Annotated in this window: 16 protein-coding genes, 1 tRNA gene and 1 other RNA gene; 5 read left to right on the top strand and 13 right to left on the bottom strand. The window is 60.8% G+C overall.

Annotation, left to right across the window (positions count from 1 at the left end):
• Window positions 1-13: 13 nt before the first annotated feature.
• Window positions 14-628, bottom strand: coding sequence for a hypothetical protein (locus ABWI03_RS22660; RefSeq protein WP_095969577.1), 615 nt, complete (start codon window positions 626-628; stop codon window positions 14-16).
• Window positions 629-969: 341 nt separating this feature from the next.
• On the bottom strand, window positions 970-1689 hold the full coding sequence (locus ABWI03_RS34200; protein WP_378377144.1) for an RDD family protein: 720 nt from the start codon (window positions 1687-1689) through the stop codon (window positions 970-972).
• 130 nt (window positions 1690-1819) lie between these two features.
• Between ABWI03_RS34200 and ABWI03_RS22650 the strand changes: the two genes are divergently transcribed.
• On the top strand, window positions 1820-2458 hold the full coding sequence (locus tag ABWI03_RS22650; RefSeq protein ID WP_298776458.1) for a DUF4190 domain-containing protein: 639 nt from the start codon (window positions 1820-1822) through the stop codon (window positions 2456-2458).
• Window positions 2459-2486: 28 nt separating this feature from the next.
• On the opposite strand, the gene ABWI03_RS22645 is transcribed toward ABWI03_RS22650, so the two are convergent.
• From ABWI03_RS22645 to ABWI03_RS22625, 5 genes are all read right to left on the bottom strand, one after another.
• Window positions 2487-3242 carry an EAL domain-containing protein gene (locus ABWI03_RS22645; RefSeq protein ID WP_351647394.1) on the bottom strand — a complete coding sequence of 252 codons (756 nt, stop codon included), beginning with the start codon at window positions 3240-3242 and terminating at the stop codon, window positions 2487-2489.
• 218 nt (window positions 3243-3460) lie between these two features.
• Window positions 3461-4357 (bottom strand): tRNA glutamyl-Q(34) synthetase GluQRS, encoded by an 897-nt coding sequence (gene gluQRS / locus ABWI03_RS22640; RefSeq protein WP_298776455.1) that lies wholly within the window; start codon window positions 4355-4357, stop codon window positions 3461-3463.
• Between the two features lies 1 nt (window position 4358).
• A complete protein-coding gene (locus ABWI03_RS22635; protein WP_298776450.1) occupies window positions 4359-4967 on the bottom strand; it encodes a TetR/AcrR family transcriptional regulator in 609 nt (202 codons plus the stop codon).
• A 51-nt stretch (window positions 4968-5018) separates the two neighbouring features.
• Window positions 5019-5579, bottom strand: a complete 561-nt coding sequence (locus tag ABWI03_RS22630) for a TIGR03086 family metal-binding protein (protein ID WP_298776445.1) — start codon at window positions 5577-5579, stop codon at window positions 5019-5021.
• A 51-nt stretch (window positions 5580-5630) separates the two neighbouring features.
• Window positions 5631-6698 (bottom strand): Lrp/AsnC family transcriptional regulator, encoded by a 1068-nt coding sequence (locus tag ABWI03_RS22625; RefSeq protein ID WP_206029666.1) that lies wholly within the window; start codon window positions 6696-6698, stop codon window positions 5631-5633.
• Between the two features lie 109 nt (window positions 6699-6807).
• On the opposite strand from ABWI03_RS22625, the gene argE reads away from it, so the two are divergent.
• Window positions 6808-7995, top strand: a complete 1188-nt coding sequence (gene argE, locus ABWI03_RS22620) for an acetylornithine deacetylase (RefSeq protein WP_298776438.1) — start codon at window positions 6808-6810, stop codon at window positions 7993-7995.
• 25 nt (window positions 7996-8020) lie between these two features.
• On the top strand, window positions 8021-9310 hold the full coding sequence (locus ABWI03_RS22615; protein ID WP_124566689.1) for an MFS transporter: 1290 nt from the start codon (window positions 8021-8023) through the stop codon (window positions 9308-9310).
• A 22-nt stretch (window positions 9311-9332) separates the two neighbouring features.
• Here the strand turns inward: ABWI03_RS22615 and ABWI03_RS22610 are convergent, their stop codons facing one another.
• Genes ABWI03_RS22610 through ABWI03_RS22600 form a run of 3 tightly spaced genes read right to left on the bottom strand, consistent with a single transcriptional unit; the run spans window position 9333 to window position 10824 of the window.
• Window positions 9333-10112, bottom strand: a complete 780-nt coding sequence (locus ABWI03_RS22610; protein WP_298776436.1) for a helix-turn-helix domain-containing protein — start codon at window positions 10110-10112, stop codon at window positions 9333-9335.
• A gap of 39 nt (window positions 10113-10151) precedes the next feature.
• Window positions 10152-10412: a winged helix-turn-helix domain-containing protein gene (locus ABWI03_RS22605; RefSeq protein WP_234036929.1), complete on the bottom strand. Its 261-nt coding sequence runs from the start codon at window positions 10410-10412 to the stop codon at window positions 10152-10154.
• 22 nt (window positions 10413-10434) lie between these two features.
• Complete coding sequence (locus ABWI03_RS22600; RefSeq protein WP_353798875.1) at window positions 10435-10824, bottom strand: response regulator transcription factor; 390 nt, start codon at window positions 10822-10824, stop codon at window positions 10435-10437.
• Window positions 10825-10956: 132 nt separating this feature from the next.
• Here ABWI03_RS22600 and ABWI03_RS22595 point away from each other — a divergent pair, with 132 nt between their 5' ends.
• Window positions 10957-11265 carry a DUF6191 domain-containing protein gene (locus ABWI03_RS22595; RefSeq protein ID WP_124566691.1) on the top strand — a complete coding sequence of 103 codons (309 nt, stop codon included), beginning with the start codon at window positions 10957-10959 and terminating at the stop codon, window positions 11263-11265.
• A gap of 28 nt (window positions 11266-11293) precedes the next feature.
• Here the strand turns inward: ABWI03_RS22595 and ABWI03_RS22590 are convergent, their stop codons facing one another.
• The 3 genes from ABWI03_RS22590 to ABWI03_RS22580 form a co-directional block, all read right to left on the bottom strand.
• The gene (locus ABWI03_RS22590) at window positions 11294-12112 is read right to left on the bottom strand and encodes a pentapeptide repeat-containing protein (RefSeq protein WP_298776430.1); all 819 of its coding nucleotides are present in this window, start codon (window positions 12110-12112) and stop codon (window positions 11294-11296) included.
• 56 nt (window positions 12113-12168) lie between these two features.
• Window positions 12169-12609, bottom strand: coding sequence for a hypothetical protein (locus ABWI03_RS22585; protein WP_298776428.1), 441 nt, complete (start codon window positions 12607-12609; stop codon window positions 12169-12171).
• 77 nt (window positions 12610-12686) lie between these two features.
• Window positions 12687-12774 (bottom strand) — tRNA-Ser (locus tag ABWI03_RS22580).
• Window positions 12775-12910: 136 nt separating this feature from the next.
• On the opposite strand from ABWI03_RS22580, the gene ffs reads away from it, so the two are divergent.
• Window positions 12911-13010: signal recognition particle sRNA small type (gene ffs, locus ABWI03_RS22575), an RNA gene on the top strand.
• The last annotated feature ends 36 nt before the right edge of the window (window positions 13011-13046 follow it).

Raw genomic sequence — 13046 nt, 5'->3', positions numbered from 1 at the left:
GTGAACGAACTGATCAGGCAGCTACCGGACCGCCGGTCAGTACGCGATATGCGTAGGTACTGGCGATCAGCGCGACGGGCGCCGTCACCAGTAGTCCGATTCCACACAGCAGTGCACCGACGATGTTGATACCGATCAGAGCGAGCGCCAGCAGGATCAAGGTTCCGACGTTCGACGAGGTCAACGCATAGCTCGACTTGATGCCGGAAATCGCATCCTGGTTCTTGTCCACGATGAAGGTCAGCGTGTAGTAGAGCAGGAACGCCGCGATGATGCCGGGAATTATGCAGAGAGCCAAACCGACGTAGGTAGCTACGGCTACAAGGAAACCGCCGAGGACAACCGCACCGATGTTGGTGAATTGGAAAAAGGTGCCGAAGGCCGGCTTGATTCCGTCCAATTCGCTCAATGCTCCACGAAGGAATGCGGCTTGGATGATGTAGCCGACGACTGCAGTGACCAATCCGCCAACGATCGACAGCGCGTTGAACTCGGTGTTGGTGTAGTCGAAGCCGTTGAACGCGCCCTGGATCAGTCCGGCGATCACAAACGCGATGAGCGAGATCCCGATCCAGACGAGCGCATTGTCTTTGAATTTGTTCCAGCCGTACGTAATTGCTGCACCCACGGAAAGCTGGGGGCCGCCAAAACCTGCGCCGTAGTCATTCGGAGGCGGAGGCGGGAAGTTGCCACCACCGGGAGGAGGCGGGTACCCACCGGGCGGCGGATAGTTTCCGCCGGGAGGGGGATAGTTTCCGCCCTGGGGTGGCGGTGGGTATCCACCGGGCGGCGGGTAATTGCCACCTTGAGGCGGAGGCGGGTAGCTACCGCCCTGTGGAGGCCCGGCCGGAGGGGGATAGCTCCCTGGAGGGGGTGCTCCCTGCTGGCCGTACGGATCCTGGGGTGGGAATTGCTTCCCATCCTCGGGGTTCTGATTGGGGTCGTGCCCACCGGTTGTCATATTCCTACCTAGCCCTTGACTACCTGAGTTCCACCAGCGAGCTCGTCATGCTTGCCCTGCTTGGTGGGGCTGTTGTTGATGGTGACTGCGATGACGATGTACGCAACCAGCGCGAGGATTCCGCCGATGATCGGAATGATCGAGAGCAAAGTGAAAGCGTTGCGAATCGCAGACTGCTGGACTGAGGGGCGAGGTGCGCCGCCCGGACCGTGTACTGAAAGGCCCAGAATCATCTTTCCCAAAGTCCGACCCTGCGTTACTTCCATTGCGATGAAGTACGCGAAGGTCAGAATTCCCGAGAACAGCCCCGAGACCAGAATCAAGCTGTCGGAGTCACTGACCAACAGAGCCAGAATCGCGGCGATGATGCCGACGATGATGCCGTCGATGATGCGGGCACCGAGTCGAATCCACAGATCGCCCGGCTGAGCGCCCGAAGGCAGCCGGTTTCCTCCGCCGTACGCACCTTGGTCGTTGAACTGCGGAGGAGGCGGGAAGTTTCCGCCCTGGGGTGGCGGTGGGTATCCACCGGGCGGCGGGTAGTTGCCACCCTGAGGAGGCGGGAAGTTTCCGCCCTGCGGAGGTGGGTAGCTTCCGCCCTGCGGGGGGCCGGCGGGAGGCGGGTAACTTCCGGGAGGAGGTGTTCCCTGCTGGCCATATGGATCCTGGGGTGGGAATTGCTTCCCGCCTTCTGGATTCTGGTTGGGGTCGTACCCGCCGGTTGTCATGTGTTCCCCTCAGTCGTAAATATCGCGCTCGAGTGTGACAGTGGATATGACCCTACTGGGATCAAAGAGCGATGTGGATGACATCTGCTCACTTGGATTCGGAGGTCACCTGTGGTTTAGGCTGCGTTGTATGACGAGTTCCGGGGGCAACAGCGACGATTCTTCGAGCGATTACCAGGCAAAACCTGGATACGGAGAATTTCCGAGCCTGCCTTCTGAGGGGTACGGCGTGTCCCCGTCCGAAACGCAGTCTTCACCTGAAATTCCCGGATATACCACTCCCAACGAGCAGTACCCGGGTTACCCACCGCCGTCGTACAACCCCACCGGCAATACGCCTGAGCCGGGTGGAATTGGTGAACCAAACCCATATCTGCCGCCGCAGACCTTCAATCCACCTAATCAATACCCGGCCAATCAATATCAGCAACCCGGACAATATGGACAGGCTCAGTACGGTCAGCCGCCGAACCCGTACGGTCAACCGAATCAATTCGCGGGCGGGTACGCACCGCCGATGCGGCCGGTCGGTACCAATGGTCTGGCAATTGCATCGCTGGTTGTGTCGCTTGCGGGCGGTTGCTTTTACAGTCTCGGCGGAATCGTCGGGATTATTCTGGGAATTGTCGCGCTCAACCAGATCAAGCAGACAGGTCAAGAGGGACGCGGTCTTGCGATTGCCGGAATTGCGGTCGGAGCGACTTTCTTGGCGATCTTTGCCGTGATTCTTGTGGTCGCACTCATAGCAAGTGCATCGTCGCCGTACTGAAGTGGCGCTGTACTGAAGTGCGCAGCGCTCACACGGGCGTGACGATGGATGACGCGGGGAGCGGCTTCCCGAAGTAATAGCCCTGGCCCATATCGCAGCCGGCTCTCGAGACGTTGGCTGCGTGTTCGGCGGTTTCGACGCCCTCTGCGATCGAATCAAGCCCGAGCTTGCGGGCGATGTCGGCGATGGACTCCATGACCATGAAGGCGCGATCTCCAGCACGACCCGCTGCGCTGACGGCCCACGTCAACGATTGGTCGATCTTGAGAATGTCGAGCGGCAATTCCGACAACGCGGAGAACGACGCGAAGCCCGCCCCGAAATCATCGAGGGCAATTCGAATTCCTTCGTTGTGCAGGATGTGAAGAGTGTCCGCGGCATGCCTACCTACGACGCCGAGTTCGGTGACTTCGACGATGATTCTGCTCAGTGGCGTTTCTGAACTGTCGAGTGCTCCGAGGATCTCGTGAGCGGCGTGCGGCGTCGCGAGTTGGCGAGGCGAAAAGTTGACCGCAACCATCATGTGCTCAGGCCACGACGCTGTTTGGGCGCAAATCATATCCAGAGCTTGTAATCCGATGGGAATGATGAGTCCGGAAGATTCGGCGGAGCGCATGAAATCTTGAGGCTCGATCAACCCTCGGAGTGGATGGCGCCACCGCAGAAGTGCTTCGTAGCTGATAATTGCTGACGAGTTCAGATTGACCTGGGGTTGATACAACACCTCGAATTGATGGTCGTCGAGTGCCTCGCGAAGCTCGCGGACCAGTCGCCCGTGCCGCACGTGCGTGTCAGCGTGGATGCTGCAAGTGGGTACTGCGGTCGGATTCCAGGTTCAGATCCGGGGCGTGGTTTTGCAGGGACCACTCGCCCTCAATTGCCTTCGCCAGTCTCGACCGTACTTCACTATTTGGAAATTGCCAACGAATAGCTATTGCGGACCGCTTTGTCATATCGGACAATCGAGCTTTTGTCCCGACAAGGCGCTGATTGATACTTCACTTACCTTGCCGGGAAAATCCACGGGGTCCGGGGGATCTTGCGAGAGTCGAATCGATCCGCCAATAGCGGAGGCGTGACAACTTCGCCGGGTTCGGCGAGACCGATGCTCGACGCGATCATCGTCAGAACCTGTTCGGCACTGCGTCCGGCTTCGAGTTGATCTGCCAGCGTCACTGCGCCATCGCGCTTCGCGAGTCGTTTGCCTTCACTGTTCAACGCGAGAGGAACGTGAGCGTACGACGGTGGTTCGATGTCGAGCAGTTGGGCAAGGTACGCCTGACGCGGCGCCGAGGTGAGGAGGTCGTCGCCGCGGACGACTTGATCGATGTTCTGGGCGCCGTCGTCGACGACTACGGCGAGGTTGTAGGCGGGTACTCCGTCTCCGCGGAGCAGGACGACGTCGTCGACTTGCCTCGTCACCTCGCCGAACAGTTCGTCGTGCACGGTGAATGAATCGATATCTGCCCGAAGTCTCAGAGCCGGGGATCGGCCGCTTGCCGACCTGTCGGTGCGTTCGGCCTCCGACAGGTTTCGGCACGTGCCAGGGTAGGCGCCATCGGGAGCATGGGGAGCGGACGGCGCCTGCAGGATCTCCTTGCGTGTGCAGAAGCAAGGGTAGGTCAGGTCGCGCTCGCGCAACCGGTCGATAGCCTTGTGGTACAAGGGAAGACGGTGTGACTGTAGGACGACCGGGCCGTCCCACGTAAGGCCGAGCCTGCGCAGATCGTCGAGTTGTCGTTCCATCGCGCCGGGGCGGACACGGTCGAGATCCTCGACGCGAATGAGGAAATCGCGCCCGCTGGTGCGGGCGAACAGCCAGGCCAGAAGGGCGGTACGGAGGTTTCCCAGATGGAGATCACCGGACGGACTCGGCGCGAAGCGCCCTGCTCCTGCCACGTCAGCTGGCGAGCACGACGGAGGTGGGCAGATTCTCGGCGTCGTGCAGGGTGAGGCGGATCTGGGATTCCAAAGCGTGATCGAGGTACTGCGGTGGATACATGGCGGGGCTTCCGAGTGCGTCGAGTGCCAAACCGTTGACGGTTGAAAGTAGAAGTGCCGCTCTGGTTTCAGCTTCCGGAGTGCCGATTCCGATCAAGACGGTCGAGATGCCGGTGCGGATCGTGAACAGAGTTGTCCGGCGGATCTCGGAGAGTGACTCACTGGTTGCGGCGCGCACGGCAAAGGCGGCGAGCACATGTGCCTCGCGCGTACGTTGCTCGTCGAGGGGCAACAGTTGCGAGAGCGCTTGGAACAGGGAGGCATGTGGGTCCGCGTCGGCGGACGACTCGGCCAGTCGCGTCAACAATCGATCGACGAGGGTTCGCAGTGCGAACGCGAACATCTCGTCCTTGGTCGAGAAGTGATGTTGCACTGCGCCGATCGAGACGCCCGCCCGTTTTGCGACCTCGCGAACGCTGGCATTTTCCAGTCCGGATTCCGCGGCGACGTCGAACAATGCCGCCGCAAGCAGGTCTGGACTCGTGGAGGATTTTCGGCGTTCCGGCATACCGCGACATTACCTGTGTATGGAAGTAATGCCCACGTCAGGGGTGCTTTTTCAGGCCTTCCGGCCCAGGAAGGCAAGGAGTTTCGTTGCTTTGTCAGCGTTGTCCGGAACCGGAATTTCAGGGCCACACACACCTCTCATGCGGATCGACTCGCCGAGGCCCGCTGCGATCTCCGAGACCCACTCCACGTCCGTGTCGCGCATCGTCGTATCGGTGCCCGTTGCGGCTGCGAGGTCCCAACCGTGGATGACCAGATCGAAGCACAGGAAGCCCTCGACCGTGGCCCCGAGGTTGGTCCGGCCGAAGTGCCCGTCGTACTCGAGGGTGGACTTCGACGGATCGTCGAGAATGGCCTGCATCGAATCGCGGACGGCCGCCCAGGCTGCTGACGGGTCGTCGTCGACCGACGGACCGGGTGCCAGTTCCAGGCCGACTACCTTGACCATGTCTCGTTCGCTGTCGAGTACGTGTCTCACGACGTCGCGAGCGGTCCAGCCTTCGCAGGGGGAATTGTCGTCCCATCGATCGGCGGGTACGGCGTCGATCCGCGCCGTGAATCCGGCGGCAAGATCCCGATAACGCTGGGCGGGGGAGATCTCTGTTGAAGTCATGACGTCAATCCTTCTCCACAGCGGCGCGTCGTGATTGATTATTTCGGACATTCACTCGATCTCCGGGGCCTCCGCCCAGATGTCCATCGGTACGACACCGGCGCTCTTACCTTCGTCATCGAGAAGGCGGCCCACTCTTTTCATCGATCGCAGCACCACCGATCTGTTCAGCACCACCAGACCCGGCGCCTCTTGGGCAAGTTGTACCTCGGTAATGGGGGTTTCACGCAGGGAATGAGCGGCGATCGCGAGCAGTGTGTTGGCGCGGCCGCCGGATATACGCATACACACCCGTGTCCCCGGCACTCGTTCCACCAGCGCACGAATCGTCGACCGGTCCGTGGGATCGACATATCCCCACACCCAGGTGACGAGGGGCCAACCGGACAGCGGTAGCGAGACGTCGCAGCGGAACACGATTTGGTTGCGTGAGGTGAGTTCGGCAAGTCGCCGCCTGACCGTACTTTCGCTGAGTCCGGTGCCGACGGTGAGCTCGGCAATCGAGGATCGACCGTCCTCGCCCAGTTTCAATATCAATTGGCGATCGACGGCGTCGAACGTCTTCCCGTGATGGCGCTGATCCGTCGGCGCATATTTGTAACGCACAGGCCGGTCTGTCATGACCGTTCGCTGAGTGGCATCGAGTACCTGCAATTTCCAGTCGTCTCCGATCGCGAAGACCTCGGTGACGAGGTGTGCACGCGAACTGACGATTCCGGGTACCGACGCGAGCGACCGAAGCAGGAAGCGCGACAGGAAAGCCATGTCTCTGACCTCGACGAGAAGAGTCAAGTCGCCTGGGCCGCTTGTGTGTTCGACGCTCAGAACGTGCGGCCAGCGGGCAAGTCGTTCCGCGATCGTCAAGGCGTACGAAGTCGTGCAGTCGACTTCGACGAAAGCCAGACACGATTCCGGACGGCCGTGGCCGGTTGCCCGCGCGGAGACCCAGGCGGTGCCGGAGTCCTGTAGCCGCTGCCAGCGGCGTGCGACGGTGACCGGATCGACTTTGAGTGCGTCACCTACCGTGCGCCACGACGCTCGCGGGTCGAGCTGCAGGCAATTGATCAGGGCGAGGTCTATGTCGTCGAGTACGGCGGAATCCTGCGTTTCTTCGATCATCGTGCAAGTATCGTGCATCTTCACTGTGTCTGGGATCACTTCATTCATGCTCGAAGGCAGAACGCGGTGGCGAGAGTCACCGCGTTCCTGCTGGGAGAGGAGAACCCTGATGCCGTCCACCACGTTGTCCACCGTTCCGACCGAGAGAACCCTCGATTGGGTGCAGCGCCTCATCGAGATAGATACGACAAGTTCCGTGAGCAATCGACCGTTGATCGATCTTCTCGCTGCAGAACTGCGTCGCCACGGGGTCGAGCCGATACTTGTTTCCGACGACGAGGGGACGAAGCTCAATCTGTTGGCCACGTTCACCCCTCCTGACGGAAGTACTGCCGGTGGTGTGATGTTTTCCGGTCACACAGACGTTGTGCCGGTCGACGGTCAGGATTGGAGTAGCGACCCTTTCACTCCTGACATTCGCGACGGAAGTCTGTACGGGCGCGGCACGTGCGACATGAAGTCGTTCATCGGGATCGTCGTCGCGGCGATCCCCGACATCGTTGCTCGGCCGCTGGCTAAGCCGATTCACTTTGCCTTCTCCTACGACGAAGAAGTCGGCTGCATCGGTGCAGCCGGGTTGGTCGAAGAGGTTGTTGCGCGGAACCTGCGCCCCGACGTGTGCGTCGTCGGAGAGCCGTCGGAGATGCGCGTCATTCGCGCACACAAGTCGATGAATGTCATACGTGTTGATCTGCATGGTGTTTCGGCGCACTCGTCGCTCACTCCGCAAGGAGTCAATGCAATCGAATACGGTGCCGAGTTGATTCGATTCGTCAGAAACCGTGCCGACGAACTCCGGGCGTCCGGCCCGTACGACGACGCATTCGACGTGGCCTGGACGACGTGTTCGGTCAATCTCGTGTCCGGCGGAATAGCAGTGAACACAGTGCCCGAGGATTGCTCCATCACTTTCGAGTTCAGGAGCATCAGCACAGCCGGCGCCGCAGATCTGCTCGAACGCTTTGCCGCCGAGACGAATCGGATCGAGAACCTGATGCAGGAAGAAAACCCGTCGGCCTCCGTGACGATGCACGTCTCGGCCTCGGTTCCTCCTTTGGAGACGGATGCGAATGCTTCGGCGGCCGCACTGGTCGAACAATGGGGTGGCCTGCCCTCGGACGAAAAGGTCGCGTACGCCACCGAGGCCGGGATGTTCGCGAGCATCGGTATCCCCACCGTCGTGTGCGGGCCGGGAAGTATCGCCCAAGCGCATGCACCCGACGAGTACGTGACACTTGACCAGTTGGCACAGTGCGAGCAGTTCGTTCGGAGCGTCATCGCTCACGCCCGCGCCTGATCCACCCTCACCCCTAAGGAAAACCATGTCCACGGCAACTACGCCAACCTCCGGAACTGTCACCCCGGAGCGCCTGGCCGCTGCTCGCAAGGCGGTGATCAGCAGCTCACTCGGCGCTGCGCTCGAATGGTTCGACGTCATCGTCTACGCGTCATTCGCAGTGGTCATCGCCCATAACTTCTTTCCCGGCGGCGACAACACACTCGGCCTGATACTGACGTTCGCGACGTTCGCGATCTCGTACGTCATCCGCCCGCTCGGCGGGATGGTTCTCGGCAGCTACGCAGATCGTCGCGGGCGCAAGAATGCCCTGACGTTGACGATGATGCTCATGATGATCGGCACCCTCATCATGGCTGTGGCGCCGACGACCTCGATGATCGGGCCGTGGGCCGGCGTCGTCATCCTGGTTTCGCGACTCATTCAAGGGTTCTCTGCCGGCGGCGAATTCGGCACTGCCACAACCTTCCTCGTGGAAACAGCGCCCCACAAGAAGGCGTTCTATTCTTCCTGGCAGGTCGCCAGTCAGGGCGCCTCGGTTTTCCTGGCATCGTTGTTCGGATACATGCTCAACACCCATCTTTCGCATGAAGCGCTCTACTCGTGGGGCTGGCGCGTTCCGTTCTTCTTCGGCATCATCGTCGGGCCGGTCGGCCTCTACATCCGTGCCAAGCTCGATGAAACGGACGATTTCAAGACGAGCGTTCCGGAGAAGGCTCCGCTGAAGACGACGCTGACCAGGCATCTCGGCCGGGTGCTGACTGGTGCCGCAGTAGTGGGCGTCGCGACTATCTCGATCTACCTCATCTTGTACATGCCGACGTTTGCCGTGAAGAACCTCGGAGTTTCCGCCTCTGCCGGCTATCTCGGCGGCATCGTCGCCGGACTGGTCACCTTGATCACCGTGCCGTTGATCGGGCATCTTGCAGACCGGGTCGGACCTGCGAGAGTTATGACCTGGGCCTCCGTTGCGGCAATCGTCTTGGCCTGGCCGCTATTCAAATTGATGGTCGATCACCCGTCGACTCTGACGCTCGTCCTGGTTGTTTCGGTCCTGGGTGTCATCATGGCGTTTGCCTTCGGTCCCTTGCCCGCCCTGATGAGTTCGCTGTTCCCGGCGGAGATCCGGGCTACCGGAATGTCTTTGTCGTACAACCTCGGCGTGACCTTGCTCGGCGGAATCGCGCCGTTGGTCTTGACCTGGTTGATCAGTACAACAGGCTCGCTCGACGCTCCGAGCTACTACTACATGACCGTCGCAGTGCTCTCCCTCGGCGGTCTGTGGTCTGCCAGGACGCTTTTCAGCCAGAAGTGACGGCGGGGGAGCGCGGAAGCGATTACGCGACCGCGTCTCCCTCTGCCAGCGCAACGACGGTATCCGACCCATGCCAGTCGGGGGCTTGAGTTCGGAGTAGAGCTGCCGGGGTCAGTGAAGAGATTCGGCGGCATTCACGAGTCAAGTGGGCCTGATCGCTGAATCCGCAGTGCGCTGCGGATTCAGCGAGTCCCAGCGCGGGTCGACTGCGAGCGAGCGCCATGAAGCGCTGGAGGCGCAGGATCGAGCGCAGCGTTGCCGGGCCGTATCCGAAGGCGTCGTTGCATCGACGTTGGAGTTGGCGCGAAGTCAGTGCCGCCGCGTCGGCGAGAGAGCTGACACTCCACGAATGTTCGGACAGTGCGGTGCGAACGTGGTTGATCACCGGATCGTGCCGGAAACTCGAACTTGCCCAACTCCGGACAGCGCTCTCGAGAATGGCGACCTGTTCGTGGTCTTCGGAATTCTCCAAGCGGTTCAACAGTATTCGTTCGGTGCGTGCGTCGGTTACATCGCTGAGATCGGCGCGAGAATCCCGAAGCTCGGACGCCGAGGTTCGCAACATGGGCGATGCCGATCCCGGGCGGAATCGAACACCCACGGAGCGTGTTCCGGGCGGAAGAGTAAATGACCACGCAGCGGTTTCGGGGCCACAGACGCGTATGCCGACGCCACGTATCCACAGCACGTCCATGCAGGCATCGGGCACGAGGAGGTGTTCACCTTCTGCACACGCCGTCCAGCCGCACACCAGGATGTCGGAGAGATCCGAGGCGACCGATTGTGGTGTGTACCAACCCATGAGAACAGCCTATCGAGGGGCACCGACACGAAGGCGATTTCAGTCGACCGGGCCGAAGCGGTATCCGAACCCCCGGATGGTTTTGATGTATTTCGGTTTCGCGGGATTGGATTCGAGTTTGGATCGCAGACTGAGAATGGTCGCGTCGACCACACGCGTCTTTTCGTGATCGGAACCCCAGACGTTCCGGATCAGGTGATCACGTGAGTACACGCGCCCAGGCTCGGTCGACAGTTCCAGGAGTACCCGCCATTCGGTCCGGCTGAGAACCAGCAGCTTTCCACCCATCGTCGCCGTCATCGCACGTTGATCGAGGAGCAGGTCACCGTGACGTTGGTGCTTGCCGGGGGGCGGGATGTGCGGTTTCACGAAGGATCGCCGTGACCCGAAGATCGAGCGCGTGAGAATCGATCGGGTTCAGTACAAAGTCCGAAACAGCGCCATGTGGTGCTTCGTCGATGTCCTCGTGGGTGTCCACCAACATCATGATCGGCATCGAACTGCGCAAGCGGATCTGTCGTGCAATCTCGTAGCCGTCGATGTCCGGTAACAGGAGATCGATCACGGCGATATCGAAACTGTCGGTGTCGAGGTCGTCCAATAGGCGGCGCCCGGTGCGGACGAGCTGTGTTTGATGACCGAAATGAACTAATTCGGTCCCGAGTGTCCGGGCAAGCTCCGAACGGTCGGTAGCTGCAAGTATCAAGCTCACGTGAAATCCTCCCCCGAAGGTGTTACTAGTCGTAACAGCGTGCATTGTGGCAGATCATCTATCGCATGGCCACAAGAAGGTGGCTGATCGAAAGTTACGGGGATCGGGGGCGTTCGTCGCTAGACTTCTTTCATGGGCACTCTGTTCGCGTTGACGCTGCCAGGCTTGCTCGTGCTGCTGGTCCTGTTTGCATTCGCGGAGACTCTCTGGAACCGGCTCACCGGTGGTCGGGCACTGCCGTGGACTCGGGGACGCACGACTCGTCCTGTCTCGGCAGCAGGCTTCGAGGAGGTTGCTGCCCTGTTTCAGGGCTCCAAGCATCATGAATTCGAGCAACGGCAGAGTGCATTGATGCATCGTGAGGACGGAACCGACGGTGATCCGCCGTGGGTGTCGATCGATCCGGAAGCCAACAAGGTCGTTCTTCGTCGACGGAGTTGACAGTCGGCGGAGTTGACCGTCGCCAGGCTCAGGCCCAGTGGCCGGGGCGGGTAAGCGAATCGGGAAGCGTGGTAGCCGAATCGCCGATCGCCGCGTTGATCTGGAATTGAGTGAGAAAGATACTGCCGCGGAGTTTTGCGCCGCGAATGTCGGTGCCGCGTAAGTCTGCACCGATCAGATCGGCCCGATCGAGATCGCAGCCGCGCAGGTCTGCCCCGATCAGATAACTGCCGCGAAAGTTGGCCCCACGCAGGTCGGAACCACGGAATCTGGCGCCGATGAGGTCTGCGCCTCCGTGGTCGAGTTTGCGCCCCTTCTTGCCCGAGACCTGTGAGCGCACAAGGTCACTCGTCTGCAAGAGCAGTGTGTTCACTGCCGCCCGGTGTGCCGAGACGTCGACGGCTCGAATTTGCGAAGGCGTGCCGTTGGTCAGGCTTTCCGTCTCTGCCAGTGCCGCGTCGAGTTCCTTCCGAATCGAGTGGGTCTGCTTCAGGGAGCGGGCTTCGGTGAGATACCAGAGCAGTTCGTGCAACTGGCGTACGACAGGGAAGGTTTCGAACATGTCTGACGCGGTCTCCGGGGCATCTCGCCAACTGATGCCGTCGTAGGTATGCTGTGAAACCTTCTGTCCCGCACCGAAACATTCGTACACTGTGCAACCGGTGAAGCCCTTCTTTCGCAATCCAGTGTGAATGCCGCAACGGAAATCCTGCTGCAGGTTCTTGCAGGGGTCGCCTGCATTCTTGTTGGTCGCGAAGTCGGAGGACTTGGAAAAGGGGAGTGCGACACAGCACAGGCCGAAGCAATTGCTGCAATCCGCGAGCAGATTGGTCTGGCCGGCAATCACGCGCACTCCTGATTGTTGGGGTGGACGGAAAGTGTGTCTTCGGGTTCGTGAGTCTGTCAAACGAAATTGCGTGTTTCGACAGTAAGAAGCCCAGCGACGCCGAGGTCGTATCCCGCGCATATTGCGGGGTACCAATCCGGCAGGCGTGAGTCCGGACCACGCTCGTGAAGTAGGTCGAAAATCGGATGGATGGCCCAGCTTGCTGCAACCAGTCGCCGTGCGGATCTCGACGGCAGGATAAGTGCGCCGACGAAGACCGCAAAAGTGGCGGCCACTGCACTCCATTCGCGAGTGGGGATGGAGACGTCGACCGTGTGCCTCAGCCGGGCTTGTCCCTGTCGAGCCACGGGATAAACGGCCGCCGCAACCATGAGGCCGACGGCGTACGACGACGTTCGGTTGCGAGGCATCCACTTTTTCAGGGGCGCGTCGACAAAAGCGCTCAACGCAAGGCCTGTGCCTCCTGCGATGAGGCGGCCAGTTGTCGAGGGAAGCATTCGGCGACAGTATCGCGGCTCGGCGACGCTTCGCGGCAAAGAAAAAGTCCCCGACCAAAACTGGTCGGGGACTTCCCTGGCGGAGGATAGGGGATTTGAACCCCTGAGGGCGTTAACCCAACCCGCGTTCCAGGCGAGCGCCATAGGCCACTAGGCGAATCCTCCGTGGAGCAGCATACCCAATTGCGGGCGTGAAGCGTTAAACGGGTGCCTGAGCTGCGAAGAACCAGTGGATCGCGGGGTTTGCATCTCCGCCCCGGTAGGTGGTGTGCAGCGGCCGACGAAAGCCGTCTACACTGTTCATTGGATCCCGCGCGGCGCGCATCCTGTGAACTCCCCCAGGGCCGGAAGGCAGCAAGGGTCAACGGGCTCTGCCGGGTGCGCGGGGTCCTCTATTTTTTTCACATACCCGACCCCGCCTCGTCGGTGAAAGGCCG

The organism is Rhodococcus baikonurensis (genome assembly GCF_040489275.1).
Taxonomy (GTDB): domain Bacteria; phylum Actinomycetota; class Actinomycetes; order Mycobacteriales; family Mycobacteriaceae; genus Rhodococcus_F; species Rhodococcus_F baikonurensis.
This window is presented reverse-complemented; position numbering and strand designations above follow the sequence as displayed.

Coding starts and splice junctions, on each gene's coding strand:
- ABWI03_RS22595 (WP_124566691.1), top strand. CDS start 10,957: ATGGGCACTCTGTTCGCGTTGACGCTGCCAGGCTTGCTCGTGCTGCTG.
- ABWI03_RS22615 (WP_124566689.1), top strand. CDS start 8,021: ATGTCCACGGCAACTACGCCAACCTCCGGAACTGTCACCCCGGAGCGC.
- ABWI03_RS22630 (WP_298776445.1), bottom strand. CDS start 5,579: ATGACTTCAACAGAGATCTCCCCCGCCCAGCGTTATCGGGATCTTGCC.
- ABWI03_RS34200 (WP_378377144.1), bottom strand. CDS start 1,689: ATGACAACCGGCGGGTACGACCCCAACCAGAATCCAGAAGGCGGGAAG.
- ABWI03_RS22605 (WP_234036929.1), bottom strand. CDS start 10,412: ATGACGGCGACGATGGGTGGAAAGCTGCTGGTTCTCAGCCGGACCGAA.
- argE (WP_298776438.1), top strand. CDS start 6,808: ATGCCGTCCACCACGTTGTCCACCGTTCCGACCGAGAGAACCCTCGAT.
- ABWI03_RS22585 (WP_298776428.1), bottom strand. CDS start 12,609: ATGCTTCCCTCGACAACTGGCCGCCTCATCGCAGGAGGCACAGGCCTT.
- ABWI03_RS22635 (WP_298776450.1), bottom strand. CDS start 4,967: ATGCCGGAACGCCGAAAATCCTCCACGAGTCCAGACCTGCTTGCGGCG.
- ABWI03_RS22650 (WP_298776458.1), top strand. CDS start 1,820: ATGACGAGTTCCGGGGGCAACAGCGACGATTCTTCGAGCGATTACCAG.
- ABWI03_RS22610 (WP_298776436.1), bottom strand. CDS start 10,112: ATGGGTTGGTACACACCACAATCGGTCGCCTCGGATCTCTCCGACATC.
- ABWI03_RS22625 (WP_206029666.1), bottom strand. CDS start 6,698: ATGATCGAAGAAACGCAGGATTCCGCCGTACTCGACGACATAGACCTC.